The sequence below is a fragment of the Geodermatophilus sp. SYSU D01176 genome (genome assembly GCF_054050015.1).
In genome coordinates this window covers 55,064-75,737 of record NZ_JBJGYN010000016.1, presented here as the reverse complement: position 1 = coordinate 75,737, position 20,674 = coordinate 55,064, and the positions used below count along the sequence as shown (strand labels likewise).

Genomic DNA, 20,674 nt, shown 5'->3' with positions numbered 1-20,674 from the left:
CGCACGTACTGTTCGAGGAGTGAGCCGGCAGCGCGCGCGACGGGGACGGGGCCTGGCGGGCGCCGCCCTGCTGGCCGTCGTCCTCGCCGGCTGCGGCAGCGACGGCTACGAGCCGGCCGGCCCGTTCCGCCCGCGGCCGGAGGGCCCCCCGCCGCAGGTGGGCCCACCCACGGAGACCCCGCAGGCGCCCGGGCCGGGCGATCCGGCCGACCCCGAGGCCGAGGAGGAGGCCGGCGACCCGAACGTGGTCGCCTCCGGCCTCACCGTCCCCACCGGCCTGGTCGTGCTGCCCGACGGCAGCGCGGTCGTCGGGGAGCGGGAGACCGGGCGGCTGCTGCAGGTCTTCCCCGACCGCTCTCCCGCCCGCGAGCTGATGACCGTCGGCGGCATCGACACCGCCGGCGACGGCGGGCTGCTGGGCCTGGCCCTCTCGCCGACCTTCGCCGAGGACGGGCTGTTCTACGCCTACGTCTCCACCGCCACCGACAACCGGGTGGTCCGCTTCCCCATGGGCGGCACCCCGAACCCGGTCTTCACCGGCATCCCCCGCGGCGAGGTCCACAACGGCGGCGGGCTGGTGTTCGCCGCCGACGGCACGCTGTTCGTGGGCACCGGGGACACCGGCAACCCCGCGCTGGCCCAGGACCCCGCATCGCTGGCCGGCAAGGTGCTGCACGTCGACGTCTTCGGCCGCCCGGTGGGCGCCGGTCCGGTGTACAGCACCGGCCACGCCGATGTGACGGCGCTGTGCCTGGGCAGGGAGGAGTCGCTCCACGCCACCGACGACTCCGCGCAGGGGCCCGACGAACTCGACGCGGTCACCGCGGGTGGCGACGCCGGCTGGCCGACCGAGGGGCCGGACAGCACCGGCCCGGTCGTGCAGTTCCCCGCGGCCGAGGGCGGCCTCGGCGGCTGCGCGGTCGCCGGGCGCACCGTCTTCGTCGGCGCGCTGGACGGCCGCCGCATCCACACCGTGCTGCTCGACGGCAGCGGCGCGCTCGCCGAGGAGCCCGCCGAGTTCCTCACCGACCGCTACGGCCGGCTGCGGACCGTCGTCCTCGACGGCGAGGGCGCGCTGTGGGTCACCACGTCCAACAAGGACGGCGTCGGCACCCCGGCCGAGGACGACGACCGCGTGCTGCGCGTCTTCCCGCCGGGCGGGGCCTCCGACTCGCCGCTGTGACACTGCGGTCCTCCGGACCGCACCGCGGCCACGTGCCGTCCCCGGTCGCGTGGAGCCGCTGCGTCGTCCCCCGTGGGGACCCTCCGGGCCCCACACCGAGGACCACCAGGCACTACTGACCGACCACGCGCTCCTCGAGCATGCGCTTCACCGTTGCCGCGTCGGCCTTGCCGCGGGTGGCCTTCATGACCGCACCGACCAGCGCGCCGAGGGCCTGCACCTTGCCGCCCCGGACCTTGGCGACGACGTCGGGCGCCCCGGCGATCGCGGCCTCGACGGCAGCCACCAGCTCGTCGGACTCCCCCATCACCGCGAGACCGCGGGCCTGCACGACCTGCGCCGGGTCGCCCTCGCCGGCGAGCACCCCGTCCAGGGCCTGCCGGGCCAGCTGGTCGTTCACGGTGCCCTCGGCGACCAGCCGGGTCAGCTCGGCGACCTGCTGCGGCGTCACGGCCAGCTCGGAGAGCTCCACGCCGGCGTCGTTGGCGCGCCGGGCGAGCTCGCCCAGCCACCACTTGCGGGCGTCGGCCGGCGTGGCACCGGCGGCCACCGTGGCGTCGACCAGGCCGAGCGCGCCGGCGTTGACCAGCCAGGCCATCTCGGTGGCCGACAGGCCCCACTCCTCCTGCAGCCGCGCGCGACGGGCGGCGGGCAGCTCCGGCAGCGCGGCCGCGAGCTTCTCGACCCACTCGGCGTCGGGCGCGACCGGCACCAGGTCGGGCTCGGGGAAGTACCGGTAGTCGGTCGCCTCCTCCTTGCTGCGGCCGGGCGAGGTGCTGCCGGTGTCCTCGTGGAAGTGCCGGGTCTCCTGCAGCACCCGGACCCCGGCGTCGAGGACGGCGGCCTGACGGCGCATCTCGTACCGGACCGCCCGCTCGACGCTGCGCAGGGAGTTGACGTTCTTGGTCTCGGTGCGGGTGCCCCACTCGAGGCTGCCGATGGGCGCCAGCGAGGTGTTCACGTCGCAGCGCAGGCTGCCCTGCTCCATCCGGACGTCGGAGGCACCCAGGGTCTGGATGATCTCGCGCAGCTCGGTGACGTAGGCGCGGGCGACCTCGGGGGCCTTGGCGCCGGCGCCGGGGATCGGCCGGGTGACGATCTCGACGAGCGGGATGCCGGCCCGGTTGAAGTCGACCAGCGAGTGCGAGGCGCCGTGGATCCGCCCGGTGGACCCGCCGACGTGCAGGTTCTTGCCGGTGTCCTCCTCGAGGTGCACGCGCTCGATCTCCACGCGGTGGGTCTCGCCGTCGACCTCGACGTCGAGGTGGCCGGCGGTGCACAGCGGCTCGTCGTACTGGCTGGTCTGGAAGCCCTTGGGGATGTCCGGGTAGAAGTAGTTCTTCCGGGCGAAGCGGCACCACGACGCGATCCGGCAGCCCAGCGCGAGGCCGATGCGGATGGTCGCCTCGATGGCGGCCGCGTTGGCCACCGGCAGCGAGCCGGGCAGGCCCAGGCAGACCGGGCACGTCTGGGTGTTGGGCTCGGCGCCGAAGGTGGTCGCGCAGCCGCAGAACATCTTCGACGCGGTGCCGAGCTCGACGTGGGTCTCCAGGCCGATGACCGGCTCGTACCGGGTGAGGAGCTCGTCGTAGTCGACCAGGGTGTCGCTCATCGGGAGTCGTTCTCCTTGCGGACGGAGCGGCCGGTCAGCACGGCGCCCACGGCGGTCAGCACGCCCAGGACGAGGAAGACGGCGAAGAAGGCCTCGCCGGTGGTGATCCAGCCGATGAGGCCCACCAGGACGACGAACGCGGTGAGGCCCCACGCCGCCTTGAGCGCGCCGTTCACGCGTCCTCCTCGGTGGCGCTCGTCGGCCGCGTGACCGCGGTGGCTGTGCTCATGCGTGAGCTCGCAGGCTCGCTCACGAGGCGGCCCACCGCTTCGCCAGCTCGTCGAGCAGCCGGGAGCCGCGGGCGGCGTCCAGGGCCGCCTCGACCGCGGCGGCGACCCGGTAGCAGCGGTCGTCGGCCAGCGCGGGCGCCATGACCTGGAAGCCGACCGGCAGCCCCTCGGACAGCCCGCACGGCACGGAGATGGCCGGGAGCCCGGCGAGGCTGGCCGGCAGGGTGCACAGGTCGGCGGCGTACATCGCCAGCGGGTCGTCGACGCGGGCGCCGAGCGGCCACGCCACGGTCGGGCTGGTCGGGCTGACCAGCACGTCGACGTCGTGGAACGCGGTGGTGAAGTCGCGGGTGATCAGCGTGCGGACCTTCTGCGCCTGCCCGTAGTAGGCGTCGTAGTACCCGGCCGACAGCGCGTAGGTGCCGAGCACGATCCGCCGCTTCACCTCGGGGCCGAAGCCCTGCTCGCGGGTCAGCGACATGACCTCCTCGAGGGAGCGGCTGCCGTCGTCGCCCACCCGGAGGCCGAAGCGCATGCCCTCGAAGCGGGCCAGGTTCGACGACGCCTCGCTGGGCGCGATCAGGTAGTAGGCCGGCAGCGCCAGGTCGAACGCCGGGCACGAGACCTCGCGGACCTCGGCGCCCATGCCCTCGAGCAGCTCGACGGTCTCCCGCACCCGGTCGAGGACCCCGGCCTCGTAGCCGTCGGTGTGCCCGTCGCCGCCGAGCTCGCGGACCACGCCGACCCGCAGGCCGGCCAGCTCGCCACGGGCGCCCTCCTGCGCGGCCTTGATGAGGACCGGCACGGGGGCGTCGATGCTGGTCGAGTCGCACCGGTCGTGCCCGCCGATGGCCTCGTGCAGGATCGCGGCGTCGAGCACGGTTCGCGCCATCGGGCCGGCCTGGTCGAGGCTGGAGGAGAACGCGATCAGGCCGTAGCGGGAGACCGAGCCGTAGGTGGGCTTGTGCCCGACCAGCCCGGTCACGGCGGCGGGCTGGCGGATCGAGCCGCCGGTGTCGGTGCCCAGCGCCCACGGGGCGAGCCCGCCGGCGACCGCCGCGGAGGACCCGCCCGAGGAGCCGCCGGGGATCCGGTCGGGGTCCCACGGGTTGCGGGTCGGACGGTAGGCCGAGTTCTCGGTGGAGGAGCCCATCGCGAACTCGTCCATGTTGGTCTTGCCGAGCAGCACCGTGCCGGCGGCCTTGAGCCGGCGGACGACGGTCGCGTCGTACGGCGGGTGCCAGCCCTCGAGGATCTTCGAGCCGCTGGTCGTGGGCACGCCCTCGGTGACGAAGACGTCCTTGACCGCGACCGGCAGGCCGGCCAGCGGGCCGGGCTCCGCACCGGCGGCGCGGGCGGCGTCGACCTCGCCGGCGCGGGCCAGCGCGGACTCGGCGTCGACGTGCAGGTAGGCGCCGAGGACGTCGTCCTGCGCGGCGATGCGGTCGAGGTAGGCCCGGGTGAGCTCGACCGAGCTCGTCTCGCCGGCCGCCAGCCGGCGGCCGAGCTCGGCGGCGTCCAGGTTCGTCAGGTCGGTGTCCACCGAGGTCCTCACTCCTCCTCCCCCAGGATCTGCGGCACGCGGAAGCGGTCGTCCTCCGCGGCCGGCGCCTGCGCCAGGACGGCGTCCCGCGGCAGGCTCGGGGTGACGACGTCCTCGCGCGCGACGTTGGTCAGCGGTACCGCGTGGGTCATCGGCGGGACGTCGGCGACGTCGGCCTTCCCCACCGCGGCCACCGCGTCGAGCACCGCGGACAGCTGCCCGGCGAAGTGGTCGAGCTCCTCGTCGGTGAGCGCCAGCCGGGCCAGCCGGGCCAGGTGCGCGACGTCATCGCGCCCGAGTCCGGCGGCGTCATCGCGCCGGAGTCCGGCGGCGTCCTCGCGCCCGAGTCCGGCGGCGTCCTCGCGGCCGAGCGCGGCCGGCGCCTGCGACTCGGTCGTCTCCTGCGGGGAGGGGGTGCTCATGCTGGGGCGGGACTCTCCTCGGTCGGCGCTCGACGGGCGCTCGTCACCACGGTCGGAACCCAGCCACTGTACGTGGCAGCACCCCTGCGCCGGTCGGCCGGAGGCGGCTCCGGGAGGTCGCTCGACCGGCGGGCGGTCGATGCGGGAAGCTGTCGCCACCCGCGATCGACGGAGATCGGCCCGAACCTCGAACACGGAGGAACCGTGTCCCATCTCCTTCGGCTGGTCGTGCCCGACCGCCCCGGCATCCTGGGCGCCGTGGCCACGGCACTGGGCGAGGCGGGCATCGACATCGTGTCCGTCGACGTGCTCGAGCGGGGCGGCGGCGTCGCGGTCGACGACATCGTCGTGGACCTGCCCGCCGGCCGGCTGCCCGACAGCCTGATCACCGCCGCGCAGGCGGTGCCCGGCGTGCAGGTGGAGGCCCTGCGCCCCTTCCACGGGCCGCTCGACACCCACCGCGAACTCGAGCTGCTCGAGGCCCTCGCCCGAGCGGCGACGCCAGGCCCGCCCACCCTCGCCGTGAAGCTGCTGGCGGCCGAGCTGCCGCGGGTCTTCCACAGCGGCTGGGCCGCCGTCCTCTCCGGGGACGGGGGCCCGTGCACGGTGCTGGCCGCGTCCGACGCCGCGCCGGCCTTCGACGGGATGACCCTGCCCTGGCTGCCGATGACCGGTGCGCAGCTGCTGCCCAGCGAGGCCGACTGGCTGCCGGAGCGCTGGCGGGAGATGGCGATCGAGATGATGGCCACCCCGTTCGGCAGCCCGCGGACGGCGGTCGTCCTCGGCCGCTCGGGCGGGCCGGCGTACCGCCGCTCGGAGCTGCTGCGGCTGGTCCACCTCGCCGGCATCGCGGCCGGCGTCGCACACCTGCCGCCGGCCTGAGATCCGCGGCCCGGCCGTTCGGCACGGCCACGCTGCCGAGTGGGCGGTTGCGGTCGTCCCCGACGGCGTGTCGGCGCGTGTCGCCGACCGCGACTGCGCACTCGGCCAGGACCCGCTCCGGAAGCCGGTCTCCGCCGTGGCGACTCAGTCGTCGGCGGGCCGGGCGGCGGCCGGCTCGCTGCCGTCGCCGATGGTCGCCACCGCGCGGGCCGCGTCGGGCCCGTCGTCCAGCAGCACGCGGAAGCCGTCGTCGTCGAGGACCGGCGCCTTCACCTGCACCGCCTTGTCGTACTTGCTGCCCGGGTCGGCACCCACGACCACGAAGCCGGTCTTCTTGCTCACCGACCCGGTCACCTTGCCGCCGCGCTCCTGGATCGCCGCGACCGCCTGGTCGCGGCTGAAGTCGCGCAGCGAGCCGGTGACGACGACGGTGACGCCGGTGAGCGGCCCCGGTCCGGCGCCCTCCCCCTCGTCGGCCATGCGCACCCCGGCGGCCCGCCACTTCTCGACCACCTCGCGGTGCCAGTCGACGGTGAACCAGTCCGTGACCGAGCGGGCGATCGTCGACCCCACGCCGTCGGCCGCGGCCAACTCCTCCTCGGAGGCCTCGGCGATCCGGTCCAGCGACCGGAAGTCCCGGGCCAGCGCCTGGGCCGCGGTCGGGCCGACGTGCCGGATCGACAGCGCGACCAGCACCCGCCACAGCGGCACGTCCTTGCGGGTCTGCAGGTTGGCCAGCAGCTTGCGCCCGTTGGCCGACAGCGCGCCGTCCTTCTTGGTGAAGAACGCCGTCCGCTCCAGCTTCTCCTCGTCGAGGGAGAACAGGTCGCCCTCGTCCTGCAGCAGGCCGCCCTGCAGCAGGGCGATCGCGGCCTCGTACCCGAGGTTCTCGATGTCGAAGGCGCCGCGACCGGCCACGTGGAAGACCCGCTCCCGCAGCTGCGCGGGACAGGACCGGGCGTTCGGGCACCGGATGTCGGCGTCGCCCTCCTTCTCCGGCCGCAGCTCCGTGCCGCACTCCGGGCAGTGCGTGGGCATGACGAACTCGCGCTCGTCGCCGGTGCGCGCGGCGACCACCGGGCCCAGCACCTCGGGGATCACGTCGCCGGCCTTGCGGATGACGACGGTGTCGCCGATCAGCACGCCCTTGCGCTTCACCTCGCTGGCGTTGTGCAGCGTCGCCAGCTGCACCGTCGACCCGGCGACCTTCACCGGCTCCATGTAGGCGAACGGCGTGACCCGCCCGGTGCGCCCGACGTTGACCCGGATGTCGAGCAGTGTGGTGGTGGCCTCCTCCGGCGGGTACTTGAAGGCGATCGCCCACCGCGGCGCCCGCGAGGTGGAACCCAGCCGGCGCTGCAGCGCGACCTGGTCGACCTTGACCACCACGCCGTCGATCTCGTGCTCCACCGAGTGCCGCTGCGCGCGGTAGCGCTCGATGTAGGCCCACACGCCCTCGAGGTCGTCGACCACCTCGAACCGGTCGCTCACCGGCAGGCCCAGCGCGCGCAGCCGCGCGTAGGCGTCCGACTGCCGCTCCATCGTGAACCCCTCGCTCGCGCCGAGACCGTGCACCACCAGGCGCAGCGGGCGGGAGGCGGTGACCCGCGGGTCCTTCTGGCGCAGCGACCCCGCGGCCGCGTTCCGCGGGTTGGCGAACGGGGCCTTGCCCTGCTCGACCAGGCCCGAGTTCACGTCGGCGAAGCCGGCGATCGGGAAGTAGACCTCGCCGCGCACCTCGAGCAGCGGCGGGACGTCGTCCCCGGTGAGCTGCTGCGGGACGTCGTCCATCGTGCGCACGTTGGCGGTGACGTCCTCCCCCGTGACGCCGTCCCCCCGGGTGGCAGCGCGCACCAGCCGGCCGCGCTCGTAGACCAGGTCCACCGCGACGCCGTCGACCTTGAGCTCGCACAGGTAGACGGCGGCCGTGCCGACCTCGCGCTCGACGCGGGCGGCCCACGCGGAGAGCTCGTCGCCGGAGAACGCGTTGTCCAGGCTCTGCATCCGCTCCAGGTGCCGGACCGGGGAGAAGGTCGCGGCGAAGCCGCCGTTGACCTTCTGGCTCGGCGAGTCCGGCGTGACCAGCGCCGGGTGCGCGGCCTCGATGGCCTTGAGCTCGCCCATGAGCTCGTCGTACTGGCCGTCGCTGACCAGCGGCGCGTCCTGCACGTAATAGGCGAACGCGTAGCGGTCGAGCTCCTCGGACAGGTCGCGGTGCCGGGTCCGCGCGTCGTCGGGGACCTCGGTGAGGTCCTCGCGCTCGATCGGGGCCTCGACCTGCGGCTCGTCCAGTTCGGCGTCGGTGGTCACGGCCGAACGGTATCCGGCGGCTACGACGGCGAACCCGCGATCACCCGGCCGTGTACGTCACTCGGGCAGCAGGTACTTCGCGGCCTCGCGGACGTGGGCCATGGCCCGGCGCGCGTAGCCGGGCGTCGCGCCGGCCAGCCCGCAGGAGGGGGTGAGGGTGACCGCCTCGTGCAGTTGCTCGGCGGGGAAGCCGAGCTCGCGCCACCACGCCTGCAGCCGGGACGCGGTCGCCTTCGGCGCGGGCAGCGGGGCGTCGGTGCCCGGGACGACGCCGGGGAGCAGGTGCGTCCCGGCCTCGATCGCGGTGCCGAGCGCGTCGAGGTCCTGCACCAGGCCGAGGTCGAAGGAGACGGCGGCCGCCCCCGCGGAGCGGAGCAGCTCCAGCGGCGCCCGGTCGGCGCAGCAGTGCACCACCACCGGGCCCGGCAGCGCACCGACGACGGCGGCGAGCTCCTGCTCCACCACCGTCGCCTCGACGGCGGGCAGCTGGCCCCACCCGCTCGCGGTGGGCAGCGCGCCGGCGAGGACGGCGGGCAGCGACGGCTCGTCGAGCTGCACGACGACCCGCGCACCGGGCACCCGCGCGGCGACGGCGGTGACGTGCGCGGCGAGCCCCTCGGTGAGCGACTGCGCCAGGTCGCGGCGCGCTCCGGCGTCGACGACGGCGCGGTCGCCGCGGGTGCGCTCGAGGCCCGCGGCCAGCGTCCACGGCCCGGCGGCCTGCACCTTGAGGGGGCCCGTGTAGCCCTCCGCGACGTCGTGCAGCGCGTCGAGGTCACGGGCCAGCAGTTCCTGGGCACGGCGCTGGTCGATCCCCGACCGCGGCACCAGCCGCCAGCCGGCCGGCGTCAGCTCGACCGCCAGGTCCACCAGCAGCGCGGCGCTGCGCCCGACCAGGTCCGCACCGGGACCGCGGCCGGGCAGCTCGGGCAGGTGCGGGAAGTCCGGCAGCTCGCCGGTGACCACCCGCAGCGCCTCGGCCGGGTCGTCGCCGGGCAGCGAGCCGACGCCGGTGGCCGGTCCCCACGGCGCCGGCCCTGCACCGCGGCTCCCCGGTGCGGCGGCGAGGTCGGACGGGACGTCGGGGTCGGTGGGCGAGACGGGGTCCAGCGGGGCCACGGCGGCGACGGTAGTCCGTCGGGCGGCGGCGGGCGGCCCCCTGCAGGTGGAAGGACGCCCTCCCCCTCCGCTCGCACGCTCGCGGCGGGACCCGGGAGGGGGCCGAGTGGGGGGGCAGGGGGTCCTTCACGAGGTGGCGAGGACCGTGCCCTGCCCCAGCACCAGGTCGCCGAGGTCGGCGTCGGGGGCGTACAGCACCGCCGACTGCCCGGGTGCCACGCCGCGCTGCCGGGCGCCGAGCAGCAGCCGCAGCCCACCGTCGTCCCCCGCGGTGACCTCGCACGGCACCGGCGTGCCGTGCGCGCGCAGCTGGACCTCGGCGCGGAAGGGCAGCGCGGGCACCGCGCCGGTCCAGGTCGGCGGGGCGGTGCGCACGTCGGACACCCCGGCGAGGTCGGCGGTGCCGATGGTCACCGTGCGGGTCACCGGCTCGATGCCCAGCACGTAGCGCGGCCGCGAGTCGCCGACGGCGACGCCGAGCCCGCGGCGCTGGCCGACGGTGAACCCGTAGGCGCCCGCGTGCTCCCCCACCGTCGCGCCGGTGGCCGCGTCGACGACCGGCCCCGGCTGCTCCCCGAGCCGGCGGGCGAGGAAGCCGCGGGTGTCCCCGTCGGGGATGAAGCAGATGTCGTGCGAGTCGGCCTTGGTCGCGACGGCGAACCCGCGCTCGGCGGCGATCTCGCGGACCCGCTGCTTGGTCATCGACCCGAGCGGGAAGACCGCGCCGGCCAGCTGCCCGGCGGTGAGGACGGCGAGCACGTAGGACTGGTCCTTCGCCGCGTCGACCGACCGCCGCAGCTCCCCGCCGGACAGCCGGGCGTGGTGCCCGGTGACGACCGCGTCGAAGCCGAGCGCCTGCGCCCGGTCCAGCACCGCCGAGAACTTGATCTTCTCGTTGCACCGCAGGCAGGGGTTGGGTGTGCGGCCGGCGGCGTACTCGGCGACGAAGTCCTCGACGACGTCCTCGGCGAACCGCTCGGCGAGGTCCCACACGTAGAACGGGATGCCGAGCTCGTCGGCGACCCGGCGCGCGTCGTGGGCGTCCTCGACGCTGCAGCAGCCGCGGGCGCCGCTGCGCAGCGTCTGCCGGTCCGGCGACAGCGCCAGGTGGACGCCGGTGACGTCGTGCCCCGCCTCGACGGCCAGCGCCGCGGCGACCGCGGAGTCCACACCCCCGCTCATCGCGGCGAGCACCCGCATGGTCACCGCCGCCCCATCCCGGCCCGCCGCGCCCGCTCCACGACCGGACCGATCACGTCGAGCACCGCGTCGACGTCGGCGTCGGTCGAGGTGTGCCCGAGGCTGAACCGCAGCGAGCTGCGCGCTCGGTCGGTGTCGGCGCCGGTGGCCAGCAGCACGTGGCTGGGCCGGGCGACACCCGCGCTGCACGCCGACCCGGTGGAACACTCCACGCCGCGGGCGTCCAGCAGCATGAGCAGCGCATCCCCCTCGGCGCCGGGGAAGGACAGGTGGGCGTTGCCCGGCAGCCGCCCCGGCCCCCCGGCGACGACGTCGTCCAGCGGGGCGCCGTTGAGCTGGGCGTCGGGCACCTGCGCCACGACGCCGGCCACCAGCCGGTCGCGCAGCACCGCCAGCCGCGCGGCCCGCTCCTCCCGCTCGGCGACGGCCAGGGTGGCGGCCACCTGCAGCCCGACGATCGCGGCGACGTCCAGGGTGCCGGAGCGCACGTCGCGCTCCTGGCCGCCGCCGTGCAGCAGCGGCGTGCACTCGGCCTCGCGGCGCAGCAGCAGGACCCCGGCACCCATGGGGCCGCCCAGCTTGTGCCCGGTCATCGTCAGTGCGTCGACGCCGCTGGCCGCGAAGTCCACGGGCACCTGACCGACCGCCTGGACGGCGTCGGTGTGCAGCGGGACGCCGACCGCGTGCGCCACCTCGGCGAGCGCGGCCAGGTCGCTGACCGTGCCGATCTCGTTGTTGGCCCACATGACGCTGGCCAGGGCGACGTCCTCGCCGCTGCCGAGCGCCGCGCGCAGGGCCTCCGGGGTGATCCGCCCGGTCGGCTCGACGGGCAGCCAGGTGACGTCGGCGCCGTCGTGCTTGGCCAGCCACTCGACGCTGTCGAGTACCGCGTGGTGCTCCGCGGGGCTGACGACGATGCGCCGGCGGCGGGAGTCGGCGTCGCGCCGGGCCCAGAACAGGCCCTTGACGGCGAGGTTGTCGCTCTCGGTGCCGCCGCCGGTGAACAGCACCTCCGACGGGCGGGCGCCCAGGGCCTCGGCCAGCCGCTCGCGCGACTGCTCGGCGACCCGGCGGGCGGCGCGGCCGCTGGCGTGCAGTGAGGAGGCGTTGCCGACGCGGCCCAGCTGCCCGGTCATCGCAGCCAGCACCTCGGGCAGCACCGGAGTGGTCGCCGCGTGGTCGAGGTAGGTCACCTGCCCTCCTCGCCGGCGCTCGTCGGCCACGTGACCGTCATGCTCTGCTCCTCGCGTGACCTCGCGAGCTCGGTCACGGCAGCCAGGGTAGCCGCGGCGTCCGGGACCGCCCCGCGCGACGGGGCAGCCGCCCGGCCGGCCAGCCGGGCGCCCAGGAGGGCCAGGACGGTGAAGACGGCGATCGACGCGGTGACCGCCGCCGGCAGGCCGACCGATCCGGCCGTCGCCGCCGCGACCAGCACCCCGGCCAGCCCGATGCAGAGGGCCGACATGGTGACGTCGGCGATCTGCAGCGCGGCGGAGTCCGCGCCCCTGCGGTGCTCCGGTGACTGGTCGAGCAGCAGCACGCCGACGCTGGGCATGCCGAAGCCCATGCCCAGACCGGCCACGGCCCAGGTCAGGTAGGCCGGCCAGCCGCCGAGGGAGGGGACGGCGGCCAGCACGGTGCCGGCCAGACCCGCGGCCAGCAGCCCGAACCCGAGCCGCAGCAGCCGCTCGCGGGGCACCCGTGGGAACCGGCCCTGCAACTGGGAGGCGAGCGCCCAGCCGACGGCGCCCGCGGTCAGCGGGATGCCGGCCGCGGTCGGGCTGTAGCCGTGCACGGTGGTGAGCAGCAGCGGCAGCAGGGCGTCCATCCCGAAGAAGGCCCCGGCCAGCAGTCCGCGGGACGCGATCACGGCCGGCAGTCCCCGGGCGGCGCGCGCGGTGCCGCGGGGCAGCAGCGTGCGCAGGCCGGCGGCCAGGGCGACCGCCCCGGCGACGGCGACGGGGACGGCGAGGAGGTCCAGCCGCTGGCCGGCGTACTGCAGCGCCGCGATGCCGAGCCCGGCCAGCACCGCCCACCACCGGCGACCTGGGGCGCGCGCGGCCGGGCCGTCCGGCGCGGTGAGCGACCGGCCCGCCGAGAGGACCAGGAGCGCGCCGAGCGCGATCAGCGGCAGCAGGCCGAGGAAGACCAGCCGCCAGGTCAGGTGCGTCGTCACGAGCCCCGCCACGAGCGGCCCGACCAGGGCCGGCAGCACCCAGGCCGCGGAGATCGCGCCGAACAGGCGCGGCCGCAGCACCGGGTCGTACGCCTGCCCGGCGATCACGTACAGCAGGACCACCATGACCCCGGCGCCGAGCCCCTGCACCGCCCGGCCGGCGACGAAGACGGCCATGTGCCCGGCCAGACCGGCGACGAGCAGCCCGGCGGCGAAGGCGGCCACCCCCCACGGCAGCGCGACCCGGGGACCGCGGCGGTCACCGGCGTCGCCGCCGATGACCATGCCCACGACCGAGGCGACGAGGAAGGCGCTGAACGGCCAGCCGTACCAGGCCAGGCCGTCGAGTTCGGCGACCGCGGTGGGCATCGCCGTCCCCACCGCCATGGCCTCGAACGCGATGAACGTGACCAGCATGAGCAGACCCGCGGTGGTCCGCCGGTGCGCTCGATCGAGGATCCCCGGCACCGCGCTCCCGTCCACCTCTGCGCCAACCCGGTCGGCGCCCCGACACTTCCCCCGGACAGCCGTCGAGCGCCGGCCCCCGGAAGGGGGCCGGCGCTCGACCTGGCGACGTGCTGGAACGGCCTCGCTTCAGGGTCCCGCGCCGAGCTGGGGGTACCTCTCGCCTGCGGGGGACAGCGAGGCGTGGGGGCAGCGAGGTCCTTTACTTCCGGGCGGTGATCTGCTCGGTGGCCTGCGGGACGACGGTGTTCAGGTCGCCCACGACGCCGAAGTCGGCCAGCTCGAAGATCGGCGCCTCGGGGTCCTTGTTGACCGCCACGATGGTCTTCGAGGTCTGCATGCCGGCCCGGTGCTGGATCGCCCCGGAGATGCCGACGGCGATGTAGAGCTGCGGGGACACGGTCTTGCCGGTCTGCCCCACCTGGAAGGTGTGCGGGTAGAAGCCGGAGTCGACCGCGGCCCGCGAGGCACCGACCGCCGCACCGAGGGAGTCCGCGAGCGCCTCGATGATCGAGAAGTTCTCCGCGCTGGCGACGCCGCGGCCGCCGGAGACGACGATCGCCGCCTCGGTGAGCTCCGGGCGGGAGGACTTCTGCTCCACGACCCGGTCGACCACGCGGGTGGCCCTGGCGGCGTCGGACAGCTGCACCGCCACCTGCTCCTCCTCGGCCGCGCCGGGGGCCGGTTCGGGGGTGACCGAGTTGCCGCGCACCGTGTAGATCGGGGTGCCGACGGTGACCTTGGAGTGCACGATCGTCGCCCCGGCGAACGCGACCTGGGTCGCGGTGCCGTCGGGGGCGATCTCGGTGACGTCGGTGAGGAAGCCGCTGCCGGTCTTGATGGCCAGCCGGCCGGCGATCTCCTTGCCCTCCGGGGAGGAGGGGATGACGACGGCGGCCGGGGACTTGTCGGCCACCAGCTGCGCGAGCACCTCGGCCTTGGGGGCGACGAGGTACTGCTCGATCTCGTCGGACTCGGCGACGTAGACCTTCTGCGCGCCGTGCTCGGCCAGCTGCGCCTTGGCGGCGGCGGCCGACCCGGGGGCGCCGACGACGACCGCGGCGGGCTCCCCCAGCGCGCGGGCGGCGGTCAGCGCCTCCAGCGTCGTCTTGCGGACCCCCTCACCGGCCGGGTTGAGCTCGACGAGGACCAGGACCTCTGCCATGACTGTGTCTCCTCCTGCGCTTCGATCCGGGTCAGACGATCTTCTGGGCGGCCAGGAAGTCGACCAGCTTGCTCGCGCCGTCGCCCTCGTCGGTGACCTTGACACCGGCGCCCTTGGGCGGGCGGCCGGCGAAGTCGAGCACCTGGCTGGTCGCGGTGGCCAGGCCCACGGTGGAGGGGTCGATGCCGAGGTCGGCCAGCGACTTCTTCTCCACCGGCTTCTTCTTGGCGGCCATGATCCCCTTGAAGGAGGGGTAGCGCGGCTCGTTGATGGTGTCCCAGGTGGACACGATCGCCGGGAGCGGCGCCTCCAGCGCCCAGTAGCCGCCGTCGGTCTGCCGCTCTACGCGGGCCACGCCGCCCTCGACGGTGAGCTTGCGGGCGCCGGACAGCTGCGGGATGCCCAGCCGCTCGGCCAGCAGCGCCGGCATCACCGACAGCTGGCCGTCGGTGGACTCGGCACCGCACAGCACGATGTCGAAGGACATCTGCTGCAGCGCCGCGGCCAGGATCGCCGACGTCTGCGGGGCGCAGGCGCCGTGGATGGCGTCGTCCACCACGTGCACGGCCCTGTCCGCGCCCATCGACAGGGCCTTGCGGATCGCGTCGGCCGCCGAGTCGGGGCCGACGGTCAGCACGGTGACCTGACCGCCGTGTGCCTCCTTGAGCTGGAGGGCCTCCTCGATGGCGTACTCGTCGATCTCGTTGACGACGTTGTCCGCGCTCCCCCGGGCGACGGTGTTGTCCGCCGGGTCCAGGGTGCGCTCGCTCCCGGAGTCGGGGACCTGCTTGACCAGAACGACGATGTCCATCGTCAACCCACCTCCACGCATCAGGTGCGCGGGCCAGCGCCCGCCTGCTCCGATAGTGGACGTTACCGGCCGGTAACGGCCCTGCCGCCGGGGGTCGCGGTGACCTGGGTCACCCCGGCCCCCGGCGGCCGGCTCACCGCCCGGTGAAGGTGGCCTTGCCGGGCCCGTTCTCCAGGAACGAGCGCATGCCGGTGGCCTGGTCCTCGGTGTCGAACAGCTCGGCGAACAGCCGGCTCTCCAGGGCCAGGCCCTCGCGCAGCGGCAGGTCCAGGCCCTCGTCGATCGCCTTCTTCGCGGCGGCCAGGGCCAGCGGCGGGCCGGCGGCGAACTTGCGCGCCATGGCCACCGCGGTGTCGTACACCTCCGCGTCGGGGACGACGGCGTCGGCCAGCCCGATCTCCAGCGCCTCCTCCGCGCCGACGTGCCGGCCGGTGAACACCAGGTCCTTCGCCTTCGCCGGGCCGACCAGCCGGGCCAGCCGCTGGGTGCCGCCCGCGCCGGGGATGACGCCGAGCAGGATCTCCGGCTGGCCGACCTTCGCGCCGGCACCCATGACCCGGAAGTCGGCGCACAGCGCCAGCTCGTAGCCGCCGCCGAGGGCGTAGCCGGTGATCGCGGCGATGACCGGCTTGGGGATCTCCTGGACGGTGGTGAAGGAGTCGGTCAGCTCCCGCCCCCAGGCCACCATGCTGTCGCCGTCGAGCTGCGACATGGCCTTGATGTCGGCGCCGGCGGCGAACACCCGCTCCCCGCCGTAGACGACCACGGCCCGCACGTCCTCGCGCTCCCCCGCCTCCAGGGCCGCGGCGCGCACCTCCATGTGCAACTGCTGGTCGATCGCGTTCATCTTGGGCCGGTCGAGGCGGATGGTCCCCACCCCGTCTGCCACCTGCAGCGTCACGAACTCCGGCTCTGCCATGGGCCCCTCCCGAGGGGTGGACGACGTCGTCGCCCGCACCCTAGCCAGCGGCCCGCCGCGGGCGCGGCCACCCTCCAGGGGCCCGCCGGCCCGTCCCGAGCTCGGTGACGTGCTGGAACGGCCGCCCTCCAGGGCCCGCCGGCCCCGTCTCGGGTCCCGCCCCGAGCCTGCGAGGGGTGGGCAGGACGGGGTCCTTCGACGAGGCGTGGGGGGAAGGGTGGTCCTCCTTCAGGGGACGGCGACCGGGGGGAGGTACTGCAGCCGGCTGTCCTCGAAGATGCGGAGGTCGGGCGCCACGGCGAGCTCGGCCTGCCCCCGCGCGGCCTCCAGCGCGTCGACCAGCTCGCCGCAGCGCTGGGTCGAGGGCACGCGGTAGCCCGGCCCGGTGACGACCCAGACGGCCGATCCGTCGCCGGCGCGCTGCAGCACGTCGGCGGCGACGGCCGGCGACGGGGTGCCGGTCATGCGCCACTCGTAGTCGGTCCAGTCGACCCGGTCGGCCGGCCGCAGGTCCGGGTACCCGACCAGGTCCAGCCGGCGCTCCGGCGGGATCAGCCGGGCCACCGCCGGACCGAGCTGGTCGGGGCAGAAGACGACGACGTCGCCGGGTGCCGCGTCGTCCAGGGCCCGGACCACCTCCCCCGCCTGGGTGCGGGGGTCGGTGAGGTGGGGCAGCGCGGTGGCCAGCCCGAGACCGGCGACCCCGACGAGCGCGACGGCGCGGACACCGGTGCCCGGCAGGGCCGCCACGCCCAGGGCGGCCAGGACGAGGAAGGCGACCACCGCGACGCTGGTGTAGCGGTCGTGGACGGCGGTGCCGGTCAGCCGGCTCACCTCGCCGGCCACCAGGAGGGTGCCCAGCGACAGCGCGAGCAGCACGGCGCGCGGGGGACGCGGCCGCAGCGACAGCAGCACCGTGGGGGCACCGGGCCGCCGGGCGGCGGCCGCCGCGAGGAGTCCGACGGCGGCCAGCAGCACCAGCGCCGTCCCCAGGACGTGGGCGCGCACCTGGCCCCCGCCCTGCCACGCCTCCAGGGCCAGCGGCAGCGCGGCGTAGCCGGGCGACGCCGCCCACGGCGTCCCGGTGTGCGCCAGCTGCACGAGGAACGGCAGCAGCCAGGGGGTGAACAGCAGCCCGCCCAAGGCCAGGCCGGCGAGCACGCGCAGCGCCGGACCGCGGCGGGAGGGCAGCACCGCGAGCGCGACCACCCCGGTGACCGCGACGACGTGGAAGGCCCACACGTGCGTGAGCAGCAGGGCTCCCACGACCCCCCCGAGGCGGAGGACCGGACCGGGGCCGGGCCGGCGCACCACCGCGGCGCCCGCGGCGACGCCGAGGACGGTCAGCAGCACCACCAGCGCGTACATCCGCGTCTCGCTGGCGTAGCGGATCAGGAAGGGGGAGGTGGCCAGCAGCACGACCAGCGCGACGGCGGCCCGGCGGCCGGCCAGCCGGCGGGCGACGTCCCACGCCAGCGGCAGCGTGAGGACGCTGATGACCGTCGACAGGGTGCGCACCGCGGTCGCGCTCTCGCCGAACAGCACCATCCAGCCGTGCAGCACCAGGTAGTACAGCGGCGGGGAGCCGTCCTGCTGCAGCGCGGCGAACAGCTCGGGCAGCGGCAGCCGGGCGATGGCGACGCTCTGCGCCTCGTCGAGCCACAGCTCCGGCGGTGCTACGAAGCGGGCCACCACCCCGGCGCCGACGAGGACGGCGAGGACGACGCCCAGTGCGGTCACCGGCCACGGCTGGCCGGAGCGCTCGCCGAGGCGGGTCCACGGGCCGGACCGGCGGACCGGGCGGACCGGTGCCCGGGAGGTGGGGGCGGCCTGCGTGCCGCCGAGCCTAGGCAGCACGCGGAGAACGGCGGGGCAGCTCCCCGAGGGCCCCGGAGACGGCGGACCCGGCGGGTCCCGCTCCGACGTCGACGGTGGAGCCGGTCCCCGGCAGTGGCCTGCGCACGCGTCCTCCGAAGCTCTCCCGGTGTCCCGGGTCCTGGGCCGCCGCGCCGGTCGTTCCGGCGCGACGGGGCGTCGATACCCCGCTGTCCTGGGGGTGGAACCCGGGTCAGCCCGTCGGTGCGGCCGCGCTGCCGCCCCGGGCAGTCTGACCAGCCTCCGGAACAGCGCGCCACAGCACCGCCAGCCCGGACGGCGAGGTCGCCACCGCTGTGTAGTGGGCCGACAGCTCTGCGGTGACCGCCCGGGTGCGCTCGGCCCGCCGCACGTCGCCGTCGGCCCGGTCGAGGCCCAGCACCACGACGGCGTCCAGGTCACCGCGGACCGCGGGCAGGTCGACCAGCGGCGGGATCCGCTCCAGGCCGCGCAGCTGCCGATCGGCGTCCAGCCGCTGCCGCAGGTACGGCGGCCCGTCGAAGCGCACCTGGAAGTAGGCGTGCACCGCCTCGTAGTGCCCGGCGTCGACGCCCCCGGCGCGGATGGCCAGCCGGCTGGACTCGTGCCGCAGCGGGTCCGGCGACCCGGTGCCGGCCGAGGCCACCGACCGGTCGTACTGCAGGACCGCGACCGTGGAGCCGGGCGGGACCTGCTCGGCCAGCGCGAGCAGCTCGGCGACCTCCTCGGCCGCGGCGGTCTGCGCGGGCAGCCGGACGAGGGCGGCGGCCGACGCGACGGCGACCAGGGCCACGGTGGCGACCGCGCCCACCCGGGGGCCCGGCGGCCGGGTCGCCGCCCACAGGACCAGCAGCAGCGGCGGGAACCAGGCCAGCCGGGCGGCGAGGAAGCCGAAGTCGGCGCCCAGGCGGTCCGGGGCCAGCCAGTAGACCGCCGTGACGCCCGCGAGCAGCGACCCCAGCGCGACCCGCTCGAGTCGCAGACGGGGGGCGTCGGGGCGCGCACGCCGCAGCGCGGCGGCGGCGAGGACGGCGAGGACGACGACGGTCGCCAGCGCGGGCAGCCGCTCGTCGCCCCAGCCGGTGACGAACGGCCGCAGCCCGGTGAGCAGCTCCCGGAGCCGCGCCGAGGACGGCACGACCTCGCCGTCGGCCGGCGGGCCCTCCCCCGTGGCCAGGTAGCGGGCGGTCAGGGCTCCCGACGGCAGGACCGCGCAGAGCACGGGGACGGCGTGCCGGATGACGGCCACGGGGACCGGCTGCCCACCGCGCACGGCGCCGGCGGTCCGGACCCCGGCCAGCACCAGCACGCTGCCGGCCGCGAACACCCACGGCAGCAGGTGCGCGCTCCACGTGAGCACCAGCAGCCCGGCCAGGCCCGCCGCCGCGGGGACCCGCCAGCCGTCGCGGCGGCGCAGCGCCACCGCGAGGACCAGCAGCGCCCCGATCACCCCCAGCACGTAGTTGTAGAAGCCGTAGGCCGCCAGGTTGCTGCCGGCGAAGGGCAGCGCCGCCGCGGCCAGCCACCAGGCCCGGCGGTCCAGCGCGCGCACCGCGCAGGCCAGCGCGGCGACCAGTCCGAGGACCAGCCCGGCGACGAGCACCTTCTCCGCGCCGTCCGGCCCGGCCAGGGGCAGCAGGGCGGACAGCAGCAGGGTGGCGAGCATGTTGGGCACCGGCGTGAGGTCGGAGCGGTAGTGCTCGCGCAGCGCGGCGCCGGTCGGGTCGTCGTCCCCGCTGTGCAGCAGGACCCAGGCGCCGGCCACGTGCGCCGGGCCGTCCTGGCTGAGCACCGTGGGGAAGAGCACCAGCGGCAGGAGCTGGACGCCGACCCCTACCGCCAGGGCGACACCGGCCATGACCGTCGGCGCGGGCGATCCGGCGCGGCCCCCCTGCAGGGGCCCGCCGCGAGCCTGCGAGCGGTGGGGGGCAGGGGGGTCCTGTCTCATGCCGCCCGGCGGGCGGTCCAGCGCCCGTCGGAGCGCTGGACCTGCAGCGCCAGCCCGAAGGTCTGCGACAGCGCCTCCGGCGTGACCACCTGCTCCAGCGGACCGGACGCCACGACCTGCCCACCCCGCAGCAGCAGCGCGTGGCTGTAGCCGGGCGGGATCTCCTCGACGTGGTGGGTCACCAGCACCTGCGCCGGGGCGGAGTCGTCGCGGGCCAGGTCGGTCAGTCGGCTGACGAGGTCCTCCCGGCCGGCGAGGTCCAGGCCCGCGGCGGGCTCGTCGAGCAGCAGCAGCTCGGGGTCGGTCATCAGCGCCCGGGCGATCTGCACCCGCTTGCGCTCGCCCTCGCTCAGCGTGCCGAAGGAGCGGTGCGCCATCGGGGACACCCCCCACTGCTGCATGAGGGCCGCCGCGCGGGTGAGGTCGTGGACGTCGTAGCGCTCCCGCCCCCGCCCGACCACCGCGTAACCGGCGGAGAGGACGACGTCCCCCGTGCGCTCACCGGGCTCGATCCGCTGGGCCAGCGCGGCGCTGGTCAGGCCGATCCTCGGCCGCAGCTCGAAGACGTCGACCGCGCCGAGGGTCTCGCCCAGCAGCGTGACGACCCCGCGGGTGGGGTGCATGTGCGCCGAGGCCAGCTGCAGCAGCGTCGTCTTGCCCGCACCGTTCGGGCCGAGCACGACCCAGCGCTGGTCGGCCTCGACCGTCCAGTCGACACCGCGCAGGAGGTGCGTCTCCCCCCGGACGACGTCCACACCCTGCACCTCGACGACCGGCTCGCTCGACACGTCCCCATCCAACAACCCCGGGCGCCCCCGCGCCGCTGCGGCCCGGA

General features: G+C 75.9%; 17 protein-coding genes. 2 read left to right on the top strand and 15 right to left on the bottom strand.

Translation table 11 applies throughout. The features are described 5' to 3' along the window. The first annotated feature begins 19 nt into the window (after positions 1–19). Positions 20–1,183: a PQQ-dependent sugar dehydrogenase gene (locus ACI78Z_RS11185; protein ID WP_457036605.1), complete on the top strand. Its 1,164-nt coding sequence runs from the start codon at positions 20–22 to the stop codon at positions 1,181–1,183. A 112-nt stretch (positions 1,184–1,295) separates the two neighbouring features. On the opposite strand, the gene gatB is transcribed toward ACI78Z_RS11185, so the two are convergent. From gatB to gatC, 4 genes are all read right to left on the bottom strand, one after another. Next, the gene (gatB, locus tag ACI78Z_RS11180; RefSeq protein WP_457036604.1) at positions 1,296–2,795 is read right to left on the bottom strand and encodes an Asp-tRNA(Asn)/Glu-tRNA(Gln) amidotransferase subunit GatB; all 1,500 of its coding nucleotides are present in this window, start codon (positions 2,793–2,795) and stop codon (positions 1,296–1,298) included. Next, the gene (locus ACI78Z_RS11175) at positions 2,792–2,971 is read right to left on the bottom strand and encodes a hypothetical protein (protein ID WP_457036603.1); all 180 of its coding nucleotides are present in this window, start codon (positions 2,969–2,971) and stop codon (positions 2,792–2,794) included. The genes gatB and ACI78Z_RS11175 overlap by 4 nt, the downstream gene beginning before the upstream one ends. A gap of 73 nt (positions 2,972–3,044) precedes the next feature. Then, positions 3,045–4,568, bottom strand: a complete 1,524-nt coding sequence (gene gatA, locus ACI78Z_RS11170) for an Asp-tRNA(Asn)/Glu-tRNA(Gln) amidotransferase subunit GatA (RefSeq protein ID WP_457036602.1) — start codon at positions 4,566–4,568, stop codon at positions 3,045–3,047. Between the two features lie 8 nt (positions 4,569–4,576). Beyond that, the gene (gene gatC, locus ACI78Z_RS11165; protein ID WP_457036601.1) at positions 4,577–4,990 is read right to left on the bottom strand and encodes an Asp-tRNA(Asn)/Glu-tRNA(Gln) amidotransferase subunit GatC; all 414 of its coding nucleotides are present in this window, start codon (positions 4,988–4,990) and stop codon (positions 4,577–4,579) included. A 204-nt stretch (positions 4,991–5,194) separates the two neighbouring features. Between gatC and ACI78Z_RS11160 the strand changes: the two genes are divergently transcribed. Beyond that, on the top strand, positions 5,195–5,872 hold the full coding sequence (locus tag ACI78Z_RS11160; protein WP_457036600.1) for an ACT domain-containing protein: 678 nt from the start codon (positions 5,195–5,197) through the stop codon (positions 5,870–5,872). Between the two features lie 144 nt (positions 5,873–6,016). Here the strand turns inward: ACI78Z_RS11160 and ligA are convergent, their stop codons facing one another. From ligA to ACI78Z_RS11105, 11 genes are all read right to left on the bottom strand, one after another. Further along, positions 6,017–8,182, bottom strand: coding sequence for an NAD-dependent DNA ligase LigA (gene ligA, locus ACI78Z_RS11155; RefSeq protein WP_457036599.1), 2,166 nt, complete (start codon positions 8,180–8,182; stop codon positions 6,017–6,019). A 57-nt stretch (positions 8,183–8,239) separates the two neighbouring features. Continuing rightward, entirely contained in the window at positions 8,240–9,301 is a 1,062-nt protein-coding gene (locus tag ACI78Z_RS11150) for a methionine synthase (protein ID WP_457036598.1), read from the bottom strand. 126 nt (positions 9,302–9,427) lie between these two features. Beyond that, positions 9,428–10,501, bottom strand: coding sequence for a tRNA 2-thiouridine(34) synthase MnmA (gene mnmA, locus ACI78Z_RS11145; protein ID WP_457036620.1), 1,074 nt, complete (start codon positions 10,499–10,501; stop codon positions 9,428–9,430). A 2-nt stretch (positions 10,502–10,503) separates the two neighbouring features. Further along, positions 10,504–11,694, bottom strand: coding sequence for a cysteine desulfurase family protein (locus tag ACI78Z_RS11140; protein WP_457036597.1), 1,191 nt, complete (start codon positions 11,692–11,694; stop codon positions 10,504–10,506). Continuing rightward, positions 11,691–13,160 (bottom strand): MFS transporter, encoded by a 1,470-nt coding sequence (locus ACI78Z_RS11135; RefSeq protein WP_457036596.1) that lies wholly within the window; start codon positions 13,158–13,160, stop codon positions 11,691–11,693. Before ACI78Z_RS11135 ends, ACI78Z_RS11140 begins: the two co-directional genes overlap by 4 nt. A gap of 184 nt (positions 13,161–13,344) precedes the next feature. Then, entirely contained in the window at positions 13,345–14,307 is a 963-nt protein-coding gene (locus ACI78Z_RS11130) for an electron transfer flavoprotein subunit alpha/FixB family protein (protein ID WP_457036595.1), read from the bottom strand. Between the two features lie 31 nt (positions 14,308–14,338). Beyond that, positions 14,339–15,118, bottom strand: coding sequence for an electron transfer flavoprotein subunit beta/FixA family protein (locus ACI78Z_RS11125; RefSeq protein WP_457036594.1), 780 nt, complete (start codon positions 15,116–15,118; stop codon positions 14,339–14,341). A gap of 133 nt (positions 15,119–15,251) precedes the next feature. Continuing rightward, positions 15,252–16,037, bottom strand: coding sequence for an enoyl-CoA hydratase/isomerase family protein (locus ACI78Z_RS11120; protein ID WP_457036593.1), 786 nt, complete (start codon positions 16,035–16,037; stop codon positions 15,252–15,254). A 228-nt stretch (positions 16,038–16,265) separates the two neighbouring features. Then, a complete protein-coding gene (locus ACI78Z_RS11115) occupies positions 16,266–17,894 on the bottom strand; it encodes a glycosyltransferase family 39 protein (RefSeq protein ID WP_457036592.1) in 1,629 nt (542 codons plus the stop codon). Positions 17,895–18,105: 211 nt separating this feature from the next. After that, positions 18,106–19,749: a hypothetical protein gene (locus ACI78Z_RS11110; protein ID WP_457036591.1), complete on the bottom strand. Its 1,644-nt coding sequence runs from the start codon at positions 19,747–19,749 to the stop codon at positions 18,106–18,108. Between the two features lie 86 nt (positions 19,750–19,835). Then, entirely contained in the window at positions 19,836–20,627 is a 792-nt protein-coding gene (locus ACI78Z_RS11105) for an ABC transporter ATP-binding protein (RefSeq protein WP_457036590.1), read from the bottom strand. Between the last annotated feature and the right edge of the window lie 47 nt (positions 20,628–20,674).